Annotated in this window: 22 protein-coding genes; 8 read left to right on the top strand and 14 right to left on the bottom strand. The window is 68.2% G+C overall.

The features are described 5' to 3' along the window. Nucleotides 1-38: 38 nt before the first annotated feature. From FHW12_RS00190 to FHW12_RS00150, 9 genes are all read right to left on the bottom strand, one after another. The gene (locus tag FHW12_RS00190; protein WP_310735155.1) at nucleotides 39-332 is read right to left on the bottom strand and encodes a DUF4279 domain-containing protein; all 294 of its coding nucleotides are present in this window, start codon (nucleotides 330-332) and stop codon (nucleotides 39-41) included. A 134-nt stretch (nucleotides 333-466) separates the two neighbouring features. Continuing rightward, complete coding sequence (locus FHW12_RS00185; RefSeq protein WP_182528976.1) at nucleotides 467-1,759, bottom strand: adenylosuccinate synthase; 1,293 nt, start codon at nucleotides 1,757-1,759, stop codon at nucleotides 467-469. 206 nt (nucleotides 1,760-1,965) lie between these two features. After that, nucleotides 1,966-2,151, bottom strand: a complete 186-nt coding sequence (locus FHW12_RS00180; protein WP_182528975.1) for a DUF2065 domain-containing protein — start codon at nucleotides 2,149-2,151, stop codon at nucleotides 1,966-1,968. A gap of 4 nt (nucleotides 2,152-2,155) precedes the next feature. Then, the gene (gene hflC, locus FHW12_RS00175) at nucleotides 2,156-3,016 is read right to left on the bottom strand and encodes a protease modulator HflC (RefSeq protein ID WP_182528974.1); all 861 of its coding nucleotides are present in this window, start codon (nucleotides 3,014-3,016) and stop codon (nucleotides 2,156-2,158) included. Further along, the gene (gene hflK / locus FHW12_RS00170) at nucleotides 3,016-4,053 is read right to left on the bottom strand and encodes an FtsH protease activity modulator HflK (RefSeq protein ID WP_182528973.1); all 1,038 of its coding nucleotides are present in this window, start codon (nucleotides 4,051-4,053) and stop codon (nucleotides 3,016-3,018) included. Before hflK ends, hflC begins: the two co-directional genes overlap by 1 nt. A gap of 130 nt (nucleotides 4,054-4,183) precedes the next feature. Then, complete coding sequence (hflX, locus tag FHW12_RS00165; protein WP_182530092.1) at nucleotides 4,184-5,605, bottom strand: ribosome rescue GTPase HflX; 1,422 nt, start codon at nucleotides 5,603-5,605, stop codon at nucleotides 4,184-4,186. 198 nt (nucleotides 5,606-5,803) lie between these two features. Then, a complete protein-coding gene (gene hfq / locus FHW12_RS00160; RefSeq protein ID WP_182528972.1) occupies nucleotides 5,804-6,085 on the bottom strand; it encodes an RNA chaperone Hfq in 282 nt (93 codons plus the stop codon). Between the two features lie 148 nt (nucleotides 6,086-6,233). Beyond that, nucleotides 6,234-7,193, bottom strand: coding sequence for a tRNA (adenosine(37)-N6)-dimethylallyltransferase MiaA (miaA, locus tag FHW12_RS00155; protein ID WP_182528971.1), 960 nt, complete (start codon nucleotides 7,191-7,193; stop codon nucleotides 6,234-6,236). Between the two features lie 43 nt (nucleotides 7,194-7,236). Beyond that, nucleotides 7,237-7,677, bottom strand: a complete 441-nt coding sequence (locus FHW12_RS00150) for a response regulator (protein ID WP_310735102.1) — start codon at nucleotides 7,675-7,677, stop codon at nucleotides 7,237-7,239. A gap of 254 nt (nucleotides 7,678-7,931) precedes the next feature. Here FHW12_RS00150 and FHW12_RS00145 point away from each other — a divergent pair, with 254 nt between their 5' ends. From FHW12_RS00145 to ispA, 6 genes are all read left to right on the top strand, one after another. Then, a complete protein-coding gene (locus FHW12_RS00145) occupies nucleotides 7,932-8,357 on the top strand; it encodes a MerR family transcriptional regulator (RefSeq protein ID WP_182528969.1) in 426 nt (141 codons plus the stop codon). Next, entirely contained in the window at nucleotides 8,354-10,738 is a 2,385-nt protein-coding gene (locus tag FHW12_RS00140) for a heavy metal translocating P-type ATPase (RefSeq protein ID WP_428993602.1), read from the top strand. Before FHW12_RS00145 ends, FHW12_RS00140 begins: the two co-directional genes overlap by 4 nt. A 156-nt stretch (nucleotides 10,739-10,894) precedes the next feature. Continuing rightward, nucleotides 10,895-11,917 carry an L-threonine 3-dehydrogenase gene (gene tdh, locus FHW12_RS00135; RefSeq protein WP_182530090.1) on the top strand — a complete coding sequence of 341 codons (1,023 nt, stop codon included), beginning with the start codon at nucleotides 10,895-10,897 and terminating at the stop codon, nucleotides 11,915-11,917. Nucleotides 11,918-11,936: 19 nt separating this feature from the next. Further along, entirely contained in the window at nucleotides 11,937-13,316 is a 1,380-nt protein-coding gene (gene tilS, locus FHW12_RS00130) for a tRNA lysidine(34) synthetase TilS (RefSeq protein WP_182528968.1), read from the top strand. Nucleotides 13,317-13,327: 11 nt separating this feature from the next. Then, entirely contained in the window at nucleotides 13,328-13,579 is a 252-nt protein-coding gene (locus tag FHW12_RS00125; RefSeq protein ID WP_182528967.1) for an exodeoxyribonuclease VII small subunit, read from the top strand. A 185-nt stretch (nucleotides 13,580-13,764) separates the two neighbouring features. Then, the gene (ispA, locus tag FHW12_RS00120; protein WP_259392835.1) at nucleotides 13,765-14,649 is read left to right on the top strand and encodes a (2E,6E)-farnesyl diphosphate synthase; all 885 of its coding nucleotides are present in this window, start codon (nucleotides 13,765-13,767) and stop codon (nucleotides 14,647-14,649) included. Nucleotides 14,650-14,668: 19 nt separating this feature from the next. Here the strand turns inward: ispA and FHW12_RS00115 are convergent, their stop codons facing one another. The 5 genes from FHW12_RS00115 to FHW12_RS00095 form a co-directional block, all read right to left on the bottom strand. Continuing rightward, nucleotides 14,669-15,094 (bottom strand): DUF4870 domain-containing protein, encoded by a 426-nt coding sequence (locus tag FHW12_RS00115; protein ID WP_182528965.1) that lies wholly within the window; start codon nucleotides 15,092-15,094, stop codon nucleotides 14,669-14,671. A 101-nt stretch (nucleotides 15,095-15,195) separates the two neighbouring features. Then, nucleotides 15,196-16,584, bottom strand: coding sequence for a sugar porter family MFS transporter (locus FHW12_RS00110; protein WP_182530089.1), 1,389 nt, complete (start codon nucleotides 16,582-16,584; stop codon nucleotides 15,196-15,198). Continuing rightward, nucleotides 16,581-17,840: a cation:proton antiporter gene (locus FHW12_RS00105; protein ID WP_182528964.1), complete on the bottom strand. Its 1,260-nt coding sequence runs from the start codon at nucleotides 17,838-17,840 to the stop codon at nucleotides 16,581-16,583. Before FHW12_RS00105 ends, FHW12_RS00110 begins: the two co-directional genes overlap by 4 nt. 18 nt (nucleotides 17,841-17,858) lie before the next feature. Continuing rightward, nucleotides 17,859-19,256 (bottom strand): GH1 family beta-glucosidase, encoded by a 1,398-nt coding sequence (locus FHW12_RS00100; RefSeq protein WP_259392788.1) that lies wholly within the window; start codon nucleotides 19,254-19,256, stop codon nucleotides 17,859-17,861. 220 nt (nucleotides 19,257-19,476) lie between these two features. Then, entirely contained in the window at nucleotides 19,477-21,891 is a 2,415-nt protein-coding gene (locus FHW12_RS00095; RefSeq protein WP_182528962.1) for a TonB-dependent receptor, read from the bottom strand. A 235-nt stretch (nucleotides 21,892-22,126) separates the two neighbouring features. Here FHW12_RS00095 and FHW12_RS00090 point away from each other — a divergent pair, with 235 nt between their 5' ends. Together FHW12_RS00090 and FHW12_RS00085 are read left to right on the top strand one after the other, a co-directional pair. Beyond that, nucleotides 22,127-23,803, top strand: coding sequence for a tryptophan halogenase family protein (locus FHW12_RS00090; RefSeq protein ID WP_259392787.1), 1,677 nt, complete (start codon nucleotides 22,127-22,129; stop codon nucleotides 23,801-23,803). A 76-nt stretch (nucleotides 23,804-23,879) separates the two neighbouring features. Then, nucleotides 23,880-24,932 (top strand): LacI family DNA-binding transcriptional regulator, encoded by a 1,053-nt coding sequence (locus FHW12_RS00085; protein ID WP_182528961.1) that lies wholly within the window; start codon nucleotides 23,880-23,882, stop codon nucleotides 24,930-24,932. Nucleotide 24,933 lies beyond the last annotated feature (1 nt).

Genomic DNA, 24,933 nt, shown 5'->3' with positions numbered 1-24,933 from the left:
GAGAACACCGCACGGAGACGACTCGACGGCGTCTCGCGTCAGTCGTCGTCCGGCGCGTAGAGATCGATGCCGAGCCGGATGCCGCGCTCACCGAGCGCGAGCAGCGTCGCCGGCGAAAGCTCGACGCCTTCGTTTCCTCCGGCCATGAACCAGCCGCAGAACAGGTCGATGTCGAAGCGTGACGCGAGTGCGCGCCAGACGACGATATCCGCACGGATGCGCGCCAGCAGCCGTTGCACCTGGGCGTCGGGGTCGCCGGGCACGCATTCATCGAGCCTCAAGTCCCACCGACCGGTCTTCGCGACGCGCACGTGCCCGGATCGCCCCGTGATCGCCTCACCTTCCTCTCCGCGGTGCTCGGCTCGACGCCGAGCACCCGCGTGACCTCGGCCGGATCCAGCGCATCGCCGAAGATGCGCAGCGTAGCGACGGCGCGTGCGAGCTCAGCCAAGCGCCCGCGTCCGGATCAGGCGAACGGGTCGCGCAGCACGATGTTCGCGTCGCGATCGGGTCCGGTCGAGACGATCGCGAGCGGGCAGCCCGCGAGTTCCTCGAGCGCGCGCAGGTACGCGCGCGCCGCGGGCGGCAGCTTGTCCCACTCGGTGATGCCGTGGGTCGACTCCTGCCAGCCCGGGAACTCGAGGTAGACCGGCGTGCATTCCTCCCAGCCGGCGGCGTCGAGCGGTGCGTATTCGGTGCGTTTGCCGCGGTATTCGTAGGCGATGCAGATCTTCAGCTTGTCCATCCCGTCGAGGATGTCGAGCTTGGTGATGCACAGGCCGGTGATGCCGTTGATCGCGACCGCGCGCTTGAGCGCGACGATGTCCATCCAGCCGCAACGGCGCGGACGACCGGTCGATGCGCCGTACTCCTGGCCGCGGTCGCGGATGCCCTGGCCGATCTCGTCGTCGAGTTCGGTCGGGAACGGGCCGCCACCGACGCGCGTCGCGTACGCCTTGGCGATGCCGAGCACGTAATCGATGTAATCGGCGCCGACGCCGGTGCCGGCGAGCGCGCCGCCGACGGTCGTGTTCGACGAGGTCACGTACGGATAGGTGCCGTGGTCGATGTCGAGCAGCGCGCCCTGCGCGCCCTCGAACAGCACCTTGCGGCCCTGCTTGCGCAGGTCGTGCAGGATGCCGGCGACGTCGGACTTCATCGGCTCGACGTACTCGCCGAACGCGAGCGCCTCGTCGAGCGTCTTCTGGTAGTCGACGGCGTCGACGCCGAGGTACTTGGTCAGCACGAAATTGTGGTAATCGAGCGCGGTGCGCAGCAGCTCGCCGAGCTGCTGCGGATAGTGCAGGTCGGCGACGCGGATGCCGCGACGCGCGACCTTGTCCTCGTAGGCGGGACCGATGCCGCGACCGGTCGTGCCGATCGCCTTGCCGCCGGCCGCCTTCTCGCGCGCCTGATCGAGCGCGATGTGGTACGGCATGATCAGCGGCGTCGCCGGGCTGATCTTCAGGCGCGAGCGCACTTCGACGCCGTTGCCCTCGAGCTCGGCGATCTCCTTCTGCAGCGCCGCCGGCGAGAGCACGACGCCGTTGCCGATCAGGCACAGCGCTCCGTCGCGCAGGATGCCCGACGGGATCAGGTGCAGCACCGTCTTCTTGCCGTTGATGACGAGCGTGTGGCCGGCGTTGTGGCCGCCCTGGAAGCGCACGACCGCGCCGATGTCCTGGGTGAGCAGGTCGACGATCTTGCCCTTGCCTTCGTCGCCCCATTGCGCGCCGAGAATGACGACTGACTTGCCCATGCGAACGTTCCTGATACGAGAATGAGTGGCGTGACGCGCGCGACCGGACATCGATCCTCGGCGGCCCCCGTGACCGGGCGGTTGCAGAGGATGTGGAAACGGCACGACGCAGGCGATGCCGGACCGCCGGTTCGCCGGTTCGCCGTCGCTGACCCGCGAATTGTAGTGCCTGTCGCCGCCGAGCACACGCGTGCCCGCGGCGGCGATCAGTGGACGATCCGCAGGAGGATGAGGCCGATCACGACCATGCCGCCGCCGAACAGGCGCAGGCGGCGCGGCTCGATCCGCTGCAGGTGCTCGGCCATGCGCTTCCATGCGTCCGGCGCCGCGAACAGGAATAGCCCCTCGAGCACGAGCACGAGGCAGAGCGCGCTCGCGAGGGCGTCGCCCATGCGGCTACTTGCTGTCCTGCAGGTAATGCAGGAACTCGGACTTCGAGTCGAGCACGAGCGTGCCGTTGGACGTCGAGAAAGCTTCCCGATACGCCTCCAGGCTGCGGTAGAACGAATAGAAATCCGCGTCCTTGCCGTAAGCCGCGGCATAGACCTGCGACGCCGCGGCATCGCCCTCGCCGCGCACCTTCTCGGCGTCGCGGTAGGCTTCGGCCTTGATGACCTGCGCCTGGCGGTCCGCGTCGGCGCGGATCGTGCGCGCCTGTTCCTCGCCTTCCGCGCGCAGCTGGCTCGCGACCTTCTTGCGCTCGGCCTTCATGCGGTCATAGACCGATCCGATCACGCTGCCGTCCTCCGGCAGGTCGATGCGCTTGATGCGCAGGTCGATGATCTCGATGCCGAAGCCTGCGGTTTTCGCATTCGCGTCCGCCAGCAGATGCTGGGTCACGTCCGCGCGTCCGCCCGAGACCAGTTCGCGCAGGGTGCGGGTGCTGACCGCGCTGCGCAGTCCGTCCATCACGATCGGCACGACGAGGTTGCGCGCCTTGCTTTCGTCGCCGGCGACCGAAACGAAGAACTTCGATGCATCCGAGATGCGCCACTTCACGAAGAAATCGATGTCGACGTCCTTCTTTTCCGACGTCATCGAACGCTCGGGAGCGGAATCGAGGGTGAGCACGCGCGCGTCGAAGCGCTGCACCTGCTGCACGAGCGGGATCCGGAAATGCAAGCCGGGCTTGTAGTCGGTGCGCACGATGCGCCCGAACTGGAGCAGCAGCGCAGTCTGCCCCTCGCTGACGACGAACACCGATTTCAGCGCGACGAGCAGCGCGAGCAGGACCGCGACGATGATACCGGGGCGCATCAGCGGTCTCCCTTGCCCGTCTCGGGCGTGACGACCGTTGCGGCGGGAATGCGCACGTCCGCGGCGGGCAGATTGATGATGTTCTTGCCGGTGGTCAGATCGACCACCTTCGACGTGTTCGCGACGACCTGTTCGATCGTCTCGAGATAGAGACGCTTGCGTGTCACCTCGGGCGCCGCCCGGTATTGCGCCTCGACGAGCGCGAAGCGTTGCGCGTCGCCTTCGGCGCGCGCGATCCGCGTGCTCTTGTCGCCTTCGGCGCGGGCGCGCACGCGCGCCGCGTCGCCGCGCGCCTCCGGCACCACTTGGCTCGCGTACGCGCGCGCTTCCTCGACCAGTTTGGTCTTGTCCTGGATCGCGCTGTTGGCTTCGTCGAACGCACCCTTGACCTCGGAAGGCGGACGGATGTTCTTGACGTTGAGATCGCTGACCGCGAGGCCCGTACGGTACTGGTCGAGCGTCGCCTGCAACAGCTTCTTCGCCTCTCCCATCAACTCGTTGCGGGAGCCGAGCAGGATCGAGTCCATGTCGCTGCCGCCGATGACCGTGCGCACGGCACTTTCGGCCGCTTGCCCGAGCGTCGCGTCGGGATCGCGCACGCCGAACAGATACTGGCGTGCGTCGGTGATGCGGTACTGCACGTTGAAGTCGACCATCACGATGTTCTCGTCGCGCGTCAGCATGCGCACCTGGTCGCTCATCTGCGGCGCGGAACCGATCGGCACCGTGATCACGCTCTCGATCGGCCGCGGGAACTTGAAATTGATGCCGGGCATCATCGAGCGCGAGTACTGGCCGAAGCGCAGCACCACGCCCGTGTCGCTCGCATTGACGCGCACCATGCTGTCCCATGCGCACCAGGCGATGAACGCGCCGAACAGCGCGACCGCGATGCCGCCGCCACCGCCGCCGAACAGGCGATTGAAGAAGTCCCGCACGCGGCGCGCCACGGCGTCGAAATCGGGAGACGGACCGTTGCCGCCGCCGTCCTTCCACGGATCGCGCTGCTTGCCGCTGCCAGGTTCATTCCATGCCATCGCTCGTTACCTCGCTGCGGAACGCAGACGCCAGGACTTCGTGGAAGCGCGACCGCGTGCAGCCGCCGTGATGCGTTCGGCCCGTGCGACCGGAAATCGCGGCCGCAGCGGTGATCGCCGTGGAGAACGCCTACGACCGATCGCGCAGGTCGGACGGTGTCGCACGATTGTAGGTAGGGGCATCCGTCGCGGCAAGCAAGCGTGCGCGCAACCAGTCGCCGTCGCCGCCGGGCAGGCCGAACAGCGGCTCGACCAGTGCGCGCGGCGCATCGATGCGGATGTGCCAGCCGCGCTCGTCGACGTGCTCCGCCGCGACCAGGCCCTGCGCGTGCAATCGTGCGCGCAGGCGACCGGCATCGCTCGGCAGCAGCAGTTCCGCGCGCACGCGCTCGTCACCGAGGCGCAAGCCGATCGCGTGCAGCAGGCCGTCGATGCCGGCGCCGCTGACCGCCGACACCCACGCACGCGGCAATTCGCCGCCTTCGAGGTAATCCACCCGCCCGATCATCGCGGACGAAGCGGCCGGCTCGGACATGTGGCCATCGACGGTCGCTGCGGCCTCTTCGCCGGCGGCCTCGGCATCCAGCAGATCGATCTTGTTGTAGACGAGGATCTGCGGCAGCTCGTCCGCGCCGATTTCCTTCAGCACGCGTTCGACGTCGAGGATGCGTTCGTCGCGCTCCGGGTCGGACGCGTCGACGACGTGCAGCAGCAGGTCGGCGTCGCGTGCTTCGGCGAGCGTCGAACGGAACGCCGCGACGAGATCGTGCGGCAGGTCGCGGATGAAACCGACGGTGTCGGCGAGCACGACCGGGCCGCAATCGAGCCCGTCGAGCCGGCGCAGGGTCGGATCGAGCGTCGCGAACAGCTGGTTCGCCGCGTACACCGCCGAACCGGTCAGCGCATTGAACAGCGTCGACTTGCCGGCGTTGGTGTAGCCGACCAGCGCGACCACCGGCAACTCGTTGCGCTGGCGCGAACGCCGCGCGGTCGCGCGTTGCGTCTCGACTTTCTCCATGCGCTTCTGCAATTGCTTGACGCGCTCGCCGAGCAGGCGGCGATCGAGCTCGAGCTGCGTTTCACCCGGACCGCGCAGGCCGATCGCACCACCGCGCTGGCGTTCGAGGTGGGTCCAGCCGCGCACGAGGCGCGTCGCCATGTGCTTGAGCTGCGCGAGTTCGACCTGCAGCTTGCCTTCGTGCGAGCGAGCGCGCTGCGCGAAGATGTCGAGGATGAGGCCGGTGCGGTCGACCACGCGGCACTCGGTGAGCTTCTCGAGGTTGCGCTCCTGCACCGGGCTCAACGCGTGGTTGACGAGGATGATGTCGGCATCGAGCGAGCGCTTGTGGTCGCGCAGTTCCTCGGCCTTGCCGGTGCCGACGAAATAACGCGGGTTCGGCCGCTCGACGCGCGCGGTCAGGCTGCCGACGACGGTCGCGCCGGCGGAGCGGGCGAGTTCGGAGAACTCGTCGAGCGCGAGCGGATCGGCGCGCCCGGGCGCCTGCGGCTGCAGCAGCAGCGCGCGCTCGCCTTTTCTGGATCGTTCGAACAGCGGAGTGACCTCGCGACAGGGCTAGGGACATCCAGCGGCGCGATCCTTCATGGATCCGCGCGCGACGACGCCGGGTCGCCGGCACGATGGCCGTGACCGACCCGCGACATGCAGGAGCGGGCATGCCACTCGCCCCGCGACGTCCGCCGGAGAGGCCCTTGGATGCGGCCGCAGCCGCACCGCTTCAAGGGTTGCAGGTCACGCGCCTTCGTTTTCCTCGTGCGCTTCCGGCGTCGGCGCCGCATGCGGAGCGTGGCCGTCGGCGGTGCCCACGCGCACGTTGCGCGACGGCACGACGGTCGAGATCGCGTGCTTGTAGACCATCTGGCTGACCGTATTGCGCAGCAGCACGACGAACTGGTCGAACGATTCGACCGTGCCCTGCAGCTTGATGCCATTGACCAGATAGATGGATACGGGGATGCGCTCGCGGCGCAACGCGTTCAGAAACGGATCCTGCAAGGACTGCCCCTTGGACATGGTCTTCTTCTCCTGCACCGAGAACCCCGAACCGGTAAAAGGCCGTGTGACCGCTACCCCAGCCGCGCGTCACGTCCGATTCAACCCGCATTCAGTTTCGATCATCTTAACGATTTGTTCCCACAAAAGAAAACGACGCCGTCCACATTTACGTCGAAAGACCGGCACTCGGACCGAACATGCGCACGACTTGGGACACATCGTCGGCCAATGCGCAGCGATCGGGATCGAACGGGCGCGCGTCCAGTTCGCTGCGCAGCCATGTAATTTGACGTTTCGCGAGTTGGCGGGTGGCGAACACCGCATGATCGCGGAACGTGGCCGCGTCGATGTCCCCGGCGAGATGCGGCCACGCCTGGCGATAGCCGACCGCGCGCATCGCTGGCAGATCGGCCTGCCAGGCGGGATCGGCGCGCAGGCGCCGCGCCTCGTCGAGGAAGCCTTCGGCGAGCATCGCGTCGAAACGGCGCGCGATGCGCGCGTGCAACGGCGCGCGGTCGGTGGGCACGAGCGCGAGCTTGAGCACGCGCCAGCGCAACCGCTCGCGCGGTCCGGTCTGTTGCGCCGACAACGGCCGACCGCTGAGTTCGATGACTTCGAGCGCACGCTGGATGCGTTGCGCGTCGCCGGGCCGGATCCGCTCGGCCGCGAGCGGATCGAGCCCGCGCAGGCGCTCGTGCAGCGCCGCCCAGCCGAGGTCGCCCGCTTCGTCGGCGAGTCGGCGGCGAATCCCCGGGTCCGCGTCCGGCAGCGCCGACAGGCCGTGTTCGAGCGCGCGGAAGTACAGGCCGGTGCCGCCGACGAGCAACGGCACGCGCCCTGCCCGCGTGATCGCGTCCATCGCGGCGAGCGCGTCGGCGCGGAAATCGGCCGCCGAATACGCCTGCGCCGGATCACGGATGTCGATGAGCCGGTGCGGATGGCGCGCGAGCGTCGCCGCATCCGGCTTCGCTGCGCCGATGTCGAGGCCGCGATAGACGAGCGCGGAGTCGACGCTGACGAGCTCGACGTCGAAGCGGTCGGCGAGCGCGCACGCGAGCGCAGTCTTGCCGCTCGCGGTCGGTCCCATGAGGAAGATCGCGCGCGGGCGCTGGTCGGTTCGATTCATGCTTCGCGTAGGGTGCCACCGTCGCGGACGACGTGCGCGCGGCTCACGGGAGCGTCGACGACTCCGATTCCGGTGCCACGCTCTGCGCGGATGCGTGCATGTAGTGGCGGCGCGGCAACAGCGAAACATCGAGCAGGTTCTCGATGCGCATGAACACCTCCGAGCGCGAGAACGGCTTCTTCATGAAGTCGTCCGCGCCGATGCGCTGCGCGTAGAACTGCTCGGTCGCCTGCTCGTTGCCGCTCATCATGATGATCGGGATGTCGCGCGTCGCCGGCTGGCGGCGCAACTGGCGCAGGGCGGCGAAGCCGCTCATGCCCGGCAGCACGATGTCGAGGAAGACGAGATCCGGGCGCTCGGCGAGCGCGAGCTCGATGCCCTTCTCCGCGTCGAACGCTTCGAGCACGACGTATCCGTTCTGCCGCAGCATGCGGCCGAGCAAGGTCACCACCGTGGTCGAATCGTCGACGACGAGCACGCGCATGCCACCGCGCGCATTGAGGCGCGGCCCCGCGCGACGCTGCGGCGGCGGGCGTTCGCCCCCGCCCGCGCCGAAAAGACGCTTCAGAAAACCAAGAATATCCATCGACCCCCCGTCGATTCCCCCCTATGCCACTTGCATGACATAGGCCTTTAGTGTCCGCGCAATGCCGCAGGCGCACAAGCCGACCCGTTCTCATTTGTCGCGGCCCGGCCGACTTGACCCTGGACCCGGGTCCAAGGTTTACGCTGCGGCGCATGAACACCAACCATCGCAATTTCGTGACGATCGGGCGGCTCGCGGCGGCCGCCGGCGTCGGCATCGACACCGTGCGCTACTACGAGCGCGAAGGCCTGTTGCCCGCCCCGGCGCGCAATGAAAGCGGTTACAGGCGTTACGACGACGCGAGCGCGACGCGCCTGCGCTTCATCCGGCGCGCGCGTGATCTCGGCTTCAGCCTCGACGACGTGCGCGACCTGCTCGCCCTTTCGGCCGACGGCCGCCACGGCACGCAGGGCGCTCGCCAGCGCGCCGAGGCCCGACTCGCCGACGTCGAACGGCGCATCGCCGAGTTGCGTCGCGTGCAGCGCGGCCTGAAGAAGCTCGTCGACGCCTGCCCCGGCCACGGCCCGCCGGACACCTGCCCGATCCTCGCCGCGCTCGGCGACAAGGAGAGCCCGTGAAACCGACGCCAGCACACGCGCACCCTTCGCCAGCGCATCCGGAGGAAGCCACGGCATCGACGCACGCGTGCTGCGCCGGCCGCGTGGACACCGCCGGGACGACCGTGCGCGATCCCGTGTGCGGGATGCAGGTCGATCCGCAGGAGACGCCGCACCACGCCACGCACGACGGAACCGCGTGGCACTTCTGCTCCGCGCGCTGCCGTGAGCGCTTCGTCGCCGAGCCCACGAAGTACGTCGGCGCGCACGCCGCTGCAGCCGCCGCCGCGCCGGCATCGGCGGATGGGATCTACACCTGCCCGATGCACCCGCAGATCCGCCAGCGCGGTCCCGGCACCTGCCCGATCTGCGGCATGGCGCTCGAAGCGGAGATGCCGAGCCTCGACGACGACGACGATCCCGAGCTGAGCGACTTCTCGCGACGCTTCTTCCTGACCCTGCCGCTCTCGCTCGCGACGTTCGCGCTCGCGATGGGCGGCGGCCACGCGCTGCTGCCTTCGGCGGGCTGGCGCAGCGCGATCGAATTCGCGCTCGCGACGCCGGTCGTGCTCTGGGCCGGATGGCCGTTCCTCGTGCGCTGCGTGCAATCGCTGCGAAGCGGCCATCCGAACATGTGGACGCTGATCGGCATCGGCGTCGCCGCCGCATGGAGCTACAGCGTCGTCGCGCTGTTCGCCCCGGACCTGTTCCCCGACTCGTTCCGCGAACACGGCCGCGTCGGCGTCTACTTCGAGGCCGCGGCGACGATCGTCTCGCTGACCCTGCTCGGCCAGCTGCTCGAACTGCGCGCGCGCTCGCGCACGTCGGCGGCGATCAAGGCATTGCTCGGCCTCGCACCGAAGACCGCACGACGCCTGCGCGAGGACGGCAGCGAAGAGGACGTGCCGCTCGCCGACATCGTGGTCGGCGACCGCGTGCGCGTGCGCCCCGGCGAGAAGGTCGCGGTCGACGGTGACGTCGTCGAGGGGCGTTCAGCGGTCGACGAGTCGATGCTGACCGGCGAGCCGCTGCCGGTCGAGAAGGCGCCGGGCGCCGCGGTGATCGGCGCGACGCTCAACACGAGCGGCAGCCTCGTCGTGCGCGCGACGCGCATCGGTGCCGACAGCGTGCTGTCGCAGATCGTGCAGCTCGTCGCCCAGGCGCAGCGCTCGCGTGCACCGATCCAGCGCATGGCCGACCGCATCGCCGTGTGGTTCGTGCTCGCGGTGCTCGGTGTCGCGATCGCGACGTTCTTCGCCTGGGGCCTGTTCGGGCCTGCGCCGTCGTGGACCTGGGCCGTGCTCAACGCGGTGTCCGTGCTCATCATCGCCTGCCCGTGCGCGCTCGGCCTCGCCACGCCGATGTCCGTGATGGTCGCGAGCGGGCGTGCCGCGCAGGCCGGCGTTCTGTTCCGCGACGCGACGGCGATCGAGACGCTGCGCCGCATCGATACTCTCGTCGTCGACAAGACCGGCACGCTCACCGAAGGTCGCCCGCGCTTGCGCGACGTCGTACCTGCGCCGGACTGGTCGGCCGACGACGTGCTGCGCATCGCCGCGAGCCTCGACCGCGGCAGCGAACACCCGCTCGCCGCGGCGCTCGTCGCCGAGGCGCAGGCGCGTGCGCTGCCGCTCGAAGCGGCCGGGGACTTCGAATCGACCGCAGGCATCGGCGTGCGCGGCCGCCTCGGCGGGCGCGAGGTCGCGCTCGGTAACGCCGCACTGCTGCGCGAGCGCGGCATCGACGCCGGCGCGCTCGCCGCACGCGCCGACGCGTTGCGCGCGGACGGTGCGAGCGTGATGCATCTCGTCGTCGAGGGCCGCCTCGCCGGCCTGCTCGCGGTGGCCGACCCGATCAAGGCGTCGACGCCGGCGGCGATCCATGCGCTGCGCGAAGGCGGCGTGCGCATCGTGATGGCGAGCGGCGACGGCGTCGCCACCGCGGCGGCGATCGCGCGGCAACTCCGCATCGACGAGGTGCATGGCGACCTCCGACCCGGCGACAAGGTCGCCCTCGTGCAGGAACTGCGCCGGCAGGGACGCCGCGTCGCGATGGCCGGCGACGGCATCAACGACGCGCCCGCGCTCGCCGCCGCCGATGTCGGCATCGCGATGGGCAGCGGTACCGACGTGGCGATCTCCAGCGCGCAGGTGACGCTCGTGGGCGGCGACCTCGGCGGCATCGTGCGCGCGCGAGCGATCTCGCGCGCGGCGGTCGCGAACATGCGCCAGAACCTCGCGTTCGCGTTCGTCTACAACGCGTCCGGCGTGCCGCTCGCCGCGGGCGTGCTGTACCCCGCCTTCGGCATCGTGCTTTCGCCGATGATCGCGGCCGCGGCGATGAGCCTGTCGTCGGTGTCGGTCGTCGCGAACGCGCTGCGCCTGCGCCACGCGCGGACGTAGCAAGGCCGGCCGCGACCGTGCGTCGGTGCAGGCGCCGTGGCTCGCCGGCGGATCCACGCGCGGGCACCCGTGCCGGCTGCACGGCATGCCGGTGCAGGACGTATAATCCCGCGGTTCGCCCTACCGCACCGAGCGAGTACGTCCATGTCGCAGATGATGAAGGCCCTGGTCAAGCGCGAAGCCGCGCGCGGAATCTGGATGGAGGAGGTCCCGGTTCCGGAGATCGGCCCGAACGACGTGCTGATCAAGCTCGAGAAGACCGCGATCTGCGGCACCGACCTGCACATCTACAAGTGGGACGATTGGTCGCAGCGCGTGATCAAGCCGGGCCTGGTGATCGGCCACGAATTCGTCGGCCGCGTCGTCGACATGGGCGCGGGCGTGCGCGGCTACAGCCTCGGCCAGCGCGTGTCGGCGGAAGGGCACATCGTCTGCGGCGTCTGCCGCAACTGCCGTGCCGGCAAGCAGCACCTGTGCCCGAACACGGTCGGCATCGGCGTCAATCGCAACGGCGCGTTCGCCGAGTTCGTGTCCGTGCCGGCCTCGAACCTGTGGCCGATCCCGGACCAGATCCCGAGCGAGCTCGCCGCGTTCTTCGACCCGTACGGCAACGCCGCGCACTGCGCGCTCGAGTTCGACGTCATCGGCGAGGACGTGCTGATCACCGGCGCCGGCCCGATCGGCATCATCGCCGCCGGCATCTGCAAGCACGTCGGCGCGCGCAACGTCGTCGTCACCGACGTCAACGACTACCGCCTCAAGCTCGCCGCCGACATGGGCGCGACGCGCGTCGTCAACGTGTCCAAGCAGTCGCTCAAGGACGTCGTCAAGGACCTGCACATGGAGGGCTTCGACGTCGCCCTCGAGATGAGCGGCAATCCGCGCGCGTTCAGCGACATGCTCGACTGCATGTACCACGGCGGCAAGGTCGCCCTGCTCGGCATCCTGCCGAACGGCGCGGGCATCGACTGGGACAAGGTCATCTTCAAGGGCCTCACCCTGCACGGCATCTACGGCCGGCGCATGTACGAGACCTGGTACAAGATGACGCAGATGGTGTTGACCGGCTTCCCGTTGCAGAAGGTGCTCACGCACCAGATCCACATCGACGACTTCCAGAAGGGTTTCGACCTCATGGATTCGGGCAACTGCGGCAAGGTGGTCTGTTCCTGGGCCTGACGCGCCGAGGACGATCGTCATGACGCCGAGCCGCCGTATCCGCGACATCCTCGAATCGGCGCTCGCCGAGCTGCCGCAGACGCCGATCCTCGCCGCGTTCAGCGGCGGCCTCGATTCGATGGTGCTGCTGCACGCGCTTGCGCAGTCGGAAGCGGTGCGCGCCCGCGGCCTACGCGCGGTGCACGTCGACCATGGCCTGCACGAGGACAGCGAGGCGTGGGCGCGCCGCTGCCGCGAATTCGCCGACGCGCTCGGCGTCGAACTCGTCGTGCGCGCGGTCGACGTCGTGCGCAGCCCCGGCCTCGGCCTCGAAGCGAGCGCACGGCGGGCGCGCTACGAAGCGATCGAAACCCTGTTGTCGCCCGGCGAGATCGTCGCGCTCGCCCATCATCGCGACGACCAGGCCGAAACCGTGCTGCTCAAGCTGCTGCGCGGCGCCGGCCCCGAGGGCATCGGCGCGATGCGCCCGCTGCGCCGCCTCGGCCGCGGCTTCGCCTGGCGCCCTCTGCTGCTGCTGCCGCGCGCGGCGCTGCGCGAGTACGCCGAGCAGCATCGCCTGGGCTGGATCGCCGACCCGAGCAACGCGGACCAGACGATCGACCGCAACTACCTGCGCATGCAGGTGATGCCGCGCATCAGCGCACGCTGGCCCGAGGCCGAGAGCAGCATCGCGCAGAGCGCCGCGTGGGCGCGCGCGGCGGCGGAGTTCATCGAAGTGGAAGCCGAGCGCGCGCTCGCGCGCATCCAGGGCCTGGATCCGTCGACCCTGCAGTTCCGCGAGTGGCTCGCGCTGCCGACCGCGCTGCGCGATCCGGTGCTGCGTCGCTGGCTGCGCGCGCTCGACCTGCCGGAGCCGACCCACTACCAGGCCGCCGAACTGGTGCGCCAGCTCGGCGAAGCCGGCGAGGACCGCCAGCCGTGCGTGCGCTGGCCGGGTACCGAGGTGCGCCGCTACCGCGACCTGCTGCACGCGCTCGCGCCGCTGCAGTTCCCTCCGCTCGAATGGGTCGGCGCGTTCGACGGCGGCCCGCTCGCGCTGCCGCTCGACCTCGGCGTGCTGCGCCTGCGCGCGGCCGCGGGCGAGGCGCGGCTGGCGACGCCGCTGCAGGTGCGTTTCCGGCGCGGCGGCGAAAGCCTGCGCCTGTCCAGCGGCGGGCGCACGCGCGAACTGCGCGACCTGTTCCAGGAGGCCGGCGTGCCGCCGTGGAAGCGCGGGCGACTACCGCTCGCATTCGACGCCGACGGCGCGCTCGTCGCGGTCGCCGACATCTGGCTCAGCGAGGCCGGCGCCGCCCTGCTCGAACCGATCGGCGCGCGCTTCGAATGGACGCCCGCCGAGGGCGGTACGCGCCGCGGCGGTGGCCAGCTCGCGATTGATCTTGCGGACGCGCTGAGCTAGTTTTCGCGCCCATGCCAAAGCCCGCCGCCGAAACCTCGCAGGTCGCCGATTTCGAGAAGTCCCTCGACGAACTCGAACAGCTCGTCGGCCGCATGGAACAGGGCGATCTCAGCCTCGACGAATCGCTGCAGTCGTTCGAGCGCGGCATCGCGCTGTACCGGAACTGCCAGGGCGCGCTCGACCAGGCCAAGCTGCGCGTGAACCAGTTGCTGGATCCGGCGGCGCCGGAGAACGCGCAGCCCTTCGATCCCGACGTGCCTTAGCTTTTGCGATCGTCCCTGATCGCGGCTTCGACGGAACGTCGAGATTCGTTTGGTACGTCTGCAGGTCCGGAAATCCACAGCGGCCATCCATGGCCGCACTTTTCATCAAGAGCATTACTGCGCGGACGGGCCATGTATCCGGCTTCGCCGCGCTTCATCGAGAGCATACTTCCCGCGTGAACGAGCTGACACCTGAACTTGTGGCGCTGTCTGCACGCGCGGACGAGGCGCTCGCGCGTGCGGTGCCGGACGAGGCGCAGCCACCCGTCGAGCTGCATCGCGCGATGCGTTATGCCGTGCTCGGCGGCGGCAAGCGGTTGCGGCCGTTGCTCGTCTATGCGACCGGCCGCGCGTTCGGCGCCGCGCCGGATCGCCTCGATGCGTCGGCGGCCGCGGTCGAGCTCATCCATGCCTATTCGCTCGTGCACGACGACCTGCCGGCGATGGACGACGACGACCTGCGGCGCGGTCGGCCGACCTGCCACGTCGTGTTCGGCGAAGCGATGGCGATCCTCGCCGGCGACGCGCTGCAGGCGCTCGCATTCGAGGTGCTCGCGAATGATCCCGCGCTCGCCGCCGATCCTGCCAACCACCTCGCAATGCTGCGCACGCTCGCTGGCGCCTGCGGCTCGCACGGCATGGCCGGCGGCCAGGCGTTCGACCTGGCTGCGGTCGGCCACGTGCTCGACGCGGCGGAACTCGAGCGCATGCACGTGCACAAGACCGGCGCGCTGATTCGCGCATCCGTGCGCCTCGGCGCGCTCGCCGCGGGCGTGCGCGACGCGCGCGCGCTCGACGCGCTCGAAACCTACGGTCACGCGATCGGGCTCGCGTTCCAGATCCGCGACGACCTGCTCGACATCGAGGCCGACACCGCGCAACTCGGCAAGACCGCCGGCAAGGACGTCGCGGCGAACAAGCCGACCTATCCGGCGATCCTCGGTATCGACGCCTCGCGCGCCGAACTCGCGACGCTCACTGCACGAGCGCTCGCCGCGATCGAACCGCTCGATGCGCGCGTCGACGCGCTCAGCGACCTCGCCCGCTTCGTCTCCGGGCGCGCCAGCTGAGGCGGCGCGCCCGCGACGTTCACTTCACCAGGCGCAGCGCGAACGGGTAGCGGTAGGCGACGCCTTCGTTCGCCTTGATCGCGGCGATGATCGTCAGCACGAACCATGCGACGAACAACAGCAGGCCGATCGGCACGGTGAGCAGTGCGCCGATGAAGAACGTGCCGATCGTGACGATCCACAACGCCGCCGCGACGATGATCGCGGTGATGTTGAAGTTCAGCGCTTCCTTCGCCTGGTCCGCCGCGAACGGCAAGGTGTCGCGCTTGACGAGCCAGACGATGAGCGGCCCGATCACGCAGCCGATGCCCGTGATGAACGCGCTGAACGCGGACAGGTGGCCGATCAACGCCCAGGTACGGTCGTCGTTCGACTGCGCGGCCGGCAAGGTGGTCGTTTCGGGCACCGCGGCGCCATCGCCGACGCCAGCATCCTTCTCGCTCATCTGCTCTCTCCGGTTGAAGTGACGCCCCCTTCATGGGCGCCGCCAGGCACCGGCACAATAGCGCGGAAGTCATGCCCGGAGGCACGGCGGGATCGGCGCAGTCAGCGGCCGATGTCGCGCAGGCGTACGCCGCGCATCAGTTTGCGCTCCACCTGCTCCAGCGTAACGCCGCTGGTCTCCGGAACGAGCGCCCAGGTGAGCCCGATGAAAGCGAGGTTGAGCGCGGCATAGAGCCAGAACGTCGCGGCATGGCCGATGCCGTTGAGTAGCGACAGGAACGTCGCCCCGACGGCCATGTTCGCGATCCAGTTGGTGACGGTCGAGCAGGCGATGCCGAAGTCCCTGCCCTTCAGCGGCTGGATCTCCGAACACAGTACCCAGATCAACGGCCCTGCCGACATGGCGAACCCGACGATGAACAGCAGCAGCATGCCGACCGCGACAAGTTGCTGTGCACGACCGGCGATGCCGCCGTCCATCAACGTGCCGACTACGCCGAGGCCGAGGGCCATCACGGCGAAGCCGACGTACAGGATCGGCTTGCGACCCCAACGGTCGACCCAGGCGATCGCGATGAAGGTCGCAAGCACGTTGGTCGCACCGACGATCGCGGTGAACCACATCTGCGACGCCGTATCGTAGCCCATGTCGTGGAAGATGCGTGGCGCGTAGTACATGACGACGTTCATGCCGGTGAATTGCTGCACGAGCTGCAGCATGATTCCCAGGAAGACCGACCGACGGAAGTTGGCGTTCTCGAGGAACAGCCGCCAGCCGGTCTGCGGCGTGCGCAGCTGCTCCTCGATATCCGCCGCCTCGCGGGCGACCAGTTGCGGATCGCGTCGCAAGCGCGCGAGTACTTGCAGTGCTTCCTCGCGACGATTGCGCATGAGCAACCAGCGAGGGCTGTCGGGCAGCAGCACAAGGCCAAGCAGGAACAGGATGCCGGGCAATGCAATGATGCCGAGCATCCAGCGCCAGCTACCCGAATAGCTGAATGCCGTGTCCGACAGGAACGCGACAAGGATGCCGATCGTTATCATCAGCTGGTACAACGAGATCATCGCGCCGCGCGTGTCCTCGGGCGCGACCTCGGCGAGGTAGAGGGGTGCGGCGAACGCGGCCAGACCGATCGCCAGACCGAGCACGAAACGCGCAACAATCAGGCTCGACGGCGAAGGCGCCATGCCGCACAAGAGAGAGCCGACCACGAACAGGGCCGCGCCCAGCTGCAGTGAACGCTTTCGCCCGAGCGCATTGGACATCCAGCCGGCCGCCGCGGCACCGACCGCAGCGCCGAACATCATCGCGCTGACGATCCATTCGATCGTGTCGTCGGGGATTCCGAATTCGGCCTGGATGAACTGGGTCGCACCGGAAATGACGCCGATATCGAGGCCGAACATCAGCCCTGCCAGCGCGGCGAGCACGCAAGTGACCAATGCGGTCGCACCAGGGCGAGCGGTGACGCTGGGTGTTGCGGCATTCATGCATATCTCCTGGCGCGTCGATCGGGCAATTCGGCCGGCACGCTCGCAACGGTCGCGCGACAGGCATGGGAGCGCTCGGCGTGCCGTAGCCGCGCGAGCAAAGGCGCGACCACGGGCACGGTCAGCATCGTGCTTGCAACAGCCATCAGGAGCAGGGCCGTGAACGTCGCCGCACTGATGATCGCGCGATCGAGCAGGACCGACGCGAAGATGATCATGATCAGCGCCTTGGTCTGCAGCAGCCAGCCGACGATCCTGCCCTCGAGGACCGGCCATCGCAGCACCTTCGCGGCGAGGCGGGCGCCGATCAACTTTCCGCCGACCGATGCGAGCAACAGGGCGGCCGTAGCCAGCAGCACTGCACGCCCGCTCATGCTCCAGTGCGTGCGCAGGCCGGTCGACAGGAAGAACACGGGCATGAACGCGAGCAGCACGTCGTGCCGCATCGCGTCGAGCCGCGTGCGCCCTAACCACCCCGCATCGACGACGGCACCGGCAAGGAAGGCCCCGACCATGAAATGCAGACCGGCCACGTCCGCCGCCACGGCGCATACCGGTATCCAGACGAGTACCGCGAACCAGCGATCGTCTTCGCCGAAGCGGCGCATCAGGCCGCGGAAGGCGAAGGCAGCGAGGGGGAACGCGAGCAGAAAACAAGCCTGCGCGGCGAGGCGCGACCAATCGACGAGGATCAGTGCGAGTACCGCCCAGATCACGACGTCGTCGACGCTCGCGTAACGCAGGATGCGCTGCCCGAGCGGCGCGTGCAGGATACCGAGACGCTCCATCAGGAGGACCAGGATCGGCAAGGCCGTCACCGCGCACGCCATGCCGACGCCCAGCACGAACTGCGGTGCGGACGCGTCCGCACCGATCCACCCGTCGAACGCGAGCAGGCACGCGCCCGCGACGGATCCGCACAACAAGGGCGTGCCGAGCGCCAGACCGGCCGTGATGAAGCTCTCGCGTCTGTCGTTCCAGGCGGCATGCATGTCGAGTTCGATGCCGGCCAGTGCGACGAATATCATCACCGCCCAGGATGCGATGCCGCCGAGCGCTCCGACGGCTTCGGGCGTGAACACCGCGGCGTAATAGCCGGGGAACGCGCGGCCGAGCACGCCAGGCCCGAGCAGGATGCCGCTGACGATCTGCACGACGACGATCGGAAAGAAGCGCTCCAGCCCGAGCAGGCGCCACAGCAGGAACGGCGCGGCGAGGATCAGCACCATCGCGAGCAGGAACGCTTCGATTTTCATGCGATCACCCGGCCACCCTCACACGACGCGGTTGGCGGCGATGACTTTCGCGTACCAGTGGCCCGAATCCTTGATCGTGCGCTGCTGGCGGTTCTTGAAATCGACGTAGACGAGCCCGAAGCGCTGCGTATAGCCTTCCGCCCATTCGAAGTTGTCGAGCAGGCTCCAGCAGTGGTACGCGCGCACCGGCACGCCGTCGCGTATCGCCCGCGACAGTTCGCGCAGGTGACGCTGCAGCCAGACGATGCGCTTGCGGTCGTGCACATGACCCTGGCTGTCCGGCAAGTTGTTGTAGGCAGCGCCGTTCTCGGTGATCTCGATCGGCAGCCCGCCGGTGTGCTGCGTGATCTCGCGCAGGATGCGATAGAAGCCCGGAGGATCGATGTCCCAGCCGTTGTCGGTCTTCTCGTCCGGCCCGGCCGCCCAGTCGGCCTGCGTGTCGAGCCCGGGGATGCCGTTGCCTCGCGGAGCGTGACGCACGACCCACGGTGAGTAATAGTTGAGGCCGATGAAGTCGAGCGGCGCACGCATGATCGCGTCGTCGCCGGCGCGACAGCCGAGCAGCGCATCCTGCTGGGCAGGCGGCAGCACCCCCTGCGGGTAGCTTCCCTTCAAGGGCGGATCGAGGAACCACAGGTTGAGGAAGCGGAACCAGCGCTGCGCGGCGGCGCGGTCGGCATCCGAATCGGTCGCGGCATTCATCGGCGCGACATCGATTACGCCACCCACCTGCGGTTTCGCCTTGGCCGCCTTGAGTACGCGGAACGCCAGGCCTTGGGCGAGATTCACCGTATGGGTGGCGCGCAACAACGCGAGCGGGTCCGTGCGCCCCGGCGCGTGCGTGCCTTGCCAGTAGCCGACGTGCGTGAACGTCTTGGGTTCGTTGAAGATCGCCCACTGGCCGATGCGGTCGCCGAGCGCGTCCGCGACGATCCGCGCGTAGTCGGCGAGACGTTCCGCGGTGTCGCGGTTCGGCCAGCCACCCGCGTCTTCGAGCGGCTGCGGGAGATCCCAGTGGTAGAGCGTCGGGAACGGGCGGATGCGCGCTTCCAGCAAGGCGTCGACCAGGCGCTTGTAGTAGTCCAGCCCCTTCGGGTTCGATGCACCGCGCCCTCCTGGCTGGACGCGCGGCCACGAGATCGAGAAGCGGTAGGTCTTCAGCCCGAGCTCGCGCATCAGAGCGATGTCGTCGCGATAGCGGTGATAGCTGTCGCACGCGACGTCGCCGTTGGCGTCGTTCTTCACCTTGCCCGGCGTGTGGGCGAAACGATCCCATATCGACTCGCCGCGCCCGTCGACGTTCCAGGCGCCTTCGATCTGATACGCCGCCGTCGCCGATCCCCACAGGAAGCCGGCGGGAAACGCATCGACGTCGAGCAGCTTCGCACCTCCGACTGCGGCCTCATCGGTCGCCATCGTCGCACGCCCCCAGCGGGTTGCCAGCAGGGGTATTCCCGCCAGACCGATGACGTGGCGCAAAGCTTCGCGTCGTCGCATGGATCGCATTCCTGTTCAAGTTCAAACGGCGTGTGGCACGTGCCATCGTGGTGGCGGCTGCCGTTCGATGCGTCACGCCCGATCGGATCCTTCCCGAGCAAGGAACCGGCGCGGAACGTGACGCATCGAAGGCATCCGCCTAGAAGTCGAAGCCGAAATTGACTCCGATCGTGCGCGGCGGCAGATACTGCGAGGTGTAGATGAACTGACCGTTGCCGAGCGCGGTGCGGCCGGCGTTCGTACGCACCTTTTCGTCGGTGAAATTGCTCACGTAAAGGCCTGCCCACCACCGCGCATCGGCGGGCGTGTAGCGCATGCTGAAATCGCCACGGAAGTACGCCTTCTGCTTGTCGCCCTCACCGAGGTTGAACGGGCTCAGCCAGCTCGACGTTTCGGCGTGACCGCTGAAACGCGGCGCGAGCGTACTGCCGTTGGCGAACGTGAAGACGTGTTCGTAGATCAGCGTCAACGACGCATCCGGCGCATGCGCGAGTTCGTTTCCCGACACGTCAAGGCAATTGCCGATTCCTGATTCCGGTGCGCACGGCGGCAGGCCGCCGTAGTCGTTGCTGCCGGCATAGCGCAAGGTGCCGAGTTCCTTCTTCGGCAGCAACGAGAGCACGAGATTGAGGCGATCCGCTTCGCCGAGTTGCGCAGCAATCTCGGACTCGAAGCCGACCACCTTGGTGCTACCCGCGACGTTCGAGAAACCCAGGCCACGGCTGCCGTCGATGAAGGTGATCGGCGCGGACAGCTGGAAGTCCTTGAAGTCCTCGTAGTACAGCGCGTTGTTCCAGGTCAGCCGGTGGTCGAGGAAGGTCATCTTCACGCCGACCTCGTAGTTGGTCAGCGTCTCGCCCTTGTACGGCACGCCGCCGTCCTGCAAGCCGCCGGACTTGTAGCCGGTCGACACGCTGCCGTAGACGAACGTCGTGTCCGAGAGGTCGCCCTCCAGGCGCAGCAGCCACGTCGTCTTGTTCGCATCGTACTTGCCGTCATTGATGCCGCCGACACCGAGGCCGAAGCCCGTGCCAGGGCCCGGAATCGTGCCGGGCGCGATCGGAATCTGCGGCACGTTCGCGTCGTAGGCCCAACCCCAGCCGCGGCCACCGCGGTTTTCCTTCTCGTCGTGCGTGTAGCGCGCGCCGCCGGTCAGGCGTAGACGGTCGTTGATGTGCCATGTCGCCTGGGCGAAACCCGCGGTCGACTCGACCGTCTCCTTCGGCTGGATGAACGAACCCTGCCACGCGACGGTGCCCTGCGGCGTGCCGTTGAAGATCGGGATGTCGAAACGGATCGAATTGTCTTCGGACGCGTAGTAGAGGCCGAGAATCCAGTCGACGGTGTTGTCGCCCGACGATTTCAGGTCCAGTTCGTGGCTGTTGCTGCGGAAGCGCTCGTAGTTGGTGCGGTCGTCCTGGAAGGTCGAGCCGGTGGCGAAGCTGGTCGGCACCTGCACGCCGCCATCCTGGTCGAAGTCGCTCGAACCATCGAATTTGGAGAAGCCCGCGATGTAGCTCAGGCTCATCGCCTCGCTGATATCCCAGTCGACGCGACTGCGCAGGGCATACGCGTCGCGTTCGAGCTTCGCCGGCGTGTCGGCGAGGATCGACCAGAAGTCCTGGCCGTCGCGCGGGTGCTGCATCAGGTTCGCCAGCGGCGTGCCGCGATCACGGAAGTACTCGAGCGAGAGGTTCCAGCTCAGCGTCGCCGTCGGCGTCCACAGCGTGCTCACGCGCACGCCGGACTGGTCCTGCGAACTGTACTTGTCGCCGCTCGTCACGTAGATGTTCGGGTCGATCGCGCGGAAGTTCTCCGGCAGTCCGCCCGACGCGAGATAAGCTGCGCGCTGGCTGTCGACCGAAGGCAACTGGCCGTTCGGCGACTGGTAGTCGACGTAGCCGTCGTGCTGCTCCTGGCCGAGAGCGACGCGGAACGCGAAGGTGTCGCTCAGCGGCACGTTGATCGCCGCACGCAGGCCGACGTGGCCGTAGTCGCCGACCTCCATCTGGCCGTAGCCGTACGTCTTGCCGAGGTCGGGTTTGGCGGTCTGGAAGTTGACGGCGCCGACGGTGGAGTTGCGTCCCCACAGCGTTCCCTGCGGCCCGCGCAGTACTTCGATCGAGTCGAGATCGAGCAGCAGCGACGCCGCAGCTTCCGCGCGCGGCGCGTACACGCCGTCGACGAACAGCGCCACTTCGGGATCGGCGTACTCCGTTTTCGCACTGTCGTTGCCGATGCCGCGCATCGTCAGGGTGACGACACCATGGTCACCCTGGGTCGTCGCGGCGAGACCCGGCACGAGCTTGGTGATGTCGACCACGTTGACGACGCGTTCCTTGTCGAGCGTGCCGCCGTCGATCGCGCTGATCGCCACGGCCGTCTTCTGCAGCGGCGTTTCGCGCTTGGTCGCGGTGACCTGGATCTCGCCCAGCAACTGGGTCTTGTCTTTCGACGCCGCCGGATCGTCGGCAGGCGCGTCCTCGGCAGCGTACGCATGCGAGGCAAGCACCGCGATGATCGCGCTCGACAGCGCTCGTGTGCGCAATTTCATGTCCCCTCCTCGTCGGAAAAGATCCGCCGCATGCCACCGCGCGACGGAGCGGAGGCGATTGATAGTCCAAATTGGCAGCGCTGTCAATTTTGAATTGACAGCGCTGCCAATTGGCCCATCGAACGCGCTATGCTTCGCACGAGGACGTGTTGCAACCGCACGCCACCTACGCGCATCGGCTCGCTCGCGGCGCGACTATTTACGCTGCGTAGCAACATGCATGCGAACGAGCGCCATGACCGGGGGCGAGCGTTTCGCATCGACGTTCCGCGTTCCGAAAGCGCGCGCAGCATTGCCTTGCAGCGCAGCAAAAATGATGGGAATTCGACTTGGATACCTGGAGGCGGCGATGCCCGCATTGCACAAGATTCTTATTGTCGGCGGCGGCACTGCGGGCTGGCTGACGGCCAACTATCTCGCCCGTACGCTGCAGATCGCGTCGGGGCGGTCACTGTCGGTCGAACTCGTCGAATCCAGCGACATCGGCATACTGGGCGTGGGCGAAGGCACGTTTCCCTCCATCCGCGGCACCCTCTCGGCGATCGGACTCGACGAGGCCCGCTTCGTGCGCGAGGCGAACGCGACGTTCAAGCAAGGCATTCGCTTCGATCACTGGCTGAAAGCCCCGGACGGCACCGGCAGCCATCACTACTTCCACCCTTTCAGCCTGCCCAGCCAGCGCGAGCGCGACCTCGAGCTGCTGCCCTACTGGCTGCTCGGCGCGGCCGGCGACGGCGTCGCATTCGCCGAGGCTGCGACCATGCAGAAGCATGTCGCGGATCGTTCACGGGCACCGAAGCGCGCCACGGATGCCGATTACCAGGGGCGCCTCAACTACGCCTACCATTTCGACGCAGCGCGTTTCGCCGCCCTGCTCGCGCGGCACGGGCGCGACCTCGGCGTCCAGCACCGCATCGCCACGGTCGACGAGGTCGAACTCGACGAACACGGCGCAATCGCCTGCGTGCGCACGCGCGAAGCGGGTGCCCTGACGGCGGACCTGTACGTCGACTGCACCGGCTTTCGCGCGGCGTTGATCGGCGGCGCACTTGGCTCCAAGTTTCGCAGCGCCAAGGACGTGCTGTTCGTCGATCGCGCGCTCGCGATACAGGTTCCCTATGCGAGCGCTGATGCGCCGATTCCGTCGTACACGATTTCCACCGCGCACGAGGCCGGATGGACCTGGGACATCGGGCTGCAGGCTCGGCGCGGCGTCGGTTACGTCTATTCGTCGGCGCATACGGACGACGCACGCGCGGAGCAAGTGCTGCGCAGCCACATCGGTGCAACGGCCGATGGCCTTGCGGCGCGGCAGCTTCGTTTCGAAGCCGGTCATCGTCCGGAGCAATGGTTGCGCAATTGCGTCGCCGTCGGCCTGTCGGCCGGCTTCGTCGAGCCGCTGGAATCGACCGGTATCGGCCTGATCGAGATGGCGGCGTACCTGATCGCACACCTGCTCCCGCTCGATGGCGACATGACGCGCGTCGCTCGCCATTTCAACACGCTGATGACGCGACGCTACGAGCGCATCTTCGACTTCATCAAGATGCACTACTGTCTCAGCCGGCGCACGGATTCCGCGTTCTGGGCCGACAATGCCGACCCACGCAGCATACCGGACGCATTGCGTGATCAACTGGCGATGTGGCGCTCACGGCCGCCTCACCGCCTGGACTTCGTGACGGATGTCGAAATGTTCCTGCCGGCGAGCTGGCAGTTCATCCTGTACGGAATGGAGTACCCCACCGACCTGCAGCCGGCATACGCGCTCTACCCGCACTACGAGCGCGCGCGCGCCGAGTTCGCGATGATCCGGTCGCTGGCGCCGCGCGCCGCTGCGGACCTGCCGGATCATCGCGCGCTGGTCGAACACCTGTGCGCGCGCGACATGACGGGCGCTGCCGTGGCCTGAAACTCTGCGCTAGCATGGCGATGCGGCGCGCCACCGGTCGCCGCCAGGCAGCGAACCGCCCCTGCGGAGGAACTGGATGCCAGCAAGAATCGAGGACGTCGCCGCCACCGCGGGCGTTTCCATGAAAACCGTGTCGCGCGTCTTCAACAATGAACCGAACGTGCGCGAGAAGACGCGCGCCCGCGTCGAGGCCGCAGCCAAGGCGCTCAACTACCGCCCCAATCCGTCGGCACGCGGCCTCGCCGGCAATCGATCCTATCTCGTTTCGCTGGTGTTCGACGATCCAGCGGCAGGTTCGAGCTACATCATGGAAATCATCGTCGGCATGCTCGTCGCGTGCGAGCAGTCGCGCTACAGCGCCATGTTGCGACCGCTCGAATACGCCAGCGCCGACCATATCGGCGCGGTCGAGGATTCGATCGCACGCTATCGCCCCGATGGCCTCGTGCTGGTGCCGCCCTTCGCCGACGACGTGAAGCTGCTGCGCAGGCTCGACGAACTCGGCGTGCGCTACGCGACGATTTCGGCGAAGGCGAAGATCGGCCACGAGCGCGTCGGCACGATCCTCGACGAACGCAAAGCATCGGCCGAGATGATCGCGCACGCGGTCGCACTCGGTCACCGCCGCATCGGTCACGTCGCCGGCCCGCTGCCGCACGGCGGCCGCGCCTGGCGCCTCGCAGGCTACCGCGACGGATTGCGCCGCGCGGGCCTGCCCTACGACGAAGCGCTCGTCGTCGACGGCGGCTTCTCGTTCGAGGCCGGCATCGCCGGCGCCAGACACCTGCTCGACCTCGACGAGCCGCCCACCGCGATCTTCGCCGCCAACGACGACAGTGCATGCGGCGTCATGCACGAGGCGTTCGAACGCGGCCTGGCCATTCCGCGCGATTTGTCCGTCTTCGGCTTCGACGACACACCGACGTCGCGCCACGTCTGGCCAGGCCTGACGACCGTGCGCCAGCCGTGCCGCGACATGGGTCGCATCGCGGCGGAGCAGTTGCTTGCCCTCATCCGCGATCCGACCGCGGGCGAGCTCGTGCACGTGCCGTACGAGTTGCAGATCCGCCAGTCCAGCGGTCCCGCTCCTTCGCGGCCACGGCCACGGCCGCGCTCGCGTACGCGCTGAA

Source organism: Dokdonella fugitiva (assembly GCF_014138265.1).
Lineage (GTDB): Bacteria > Pseudomonadota > Gammaproteobacteria > Xanthomonadales > Rhodanobacteraceae > Dokdonella_A > Dokdonella_A fugitiva_A.
The sequence above is the reverse complement of the archived record's forward strand: the minus strand, read 5'-3'. Positions and strand labels throughout refer to the sequence as shown.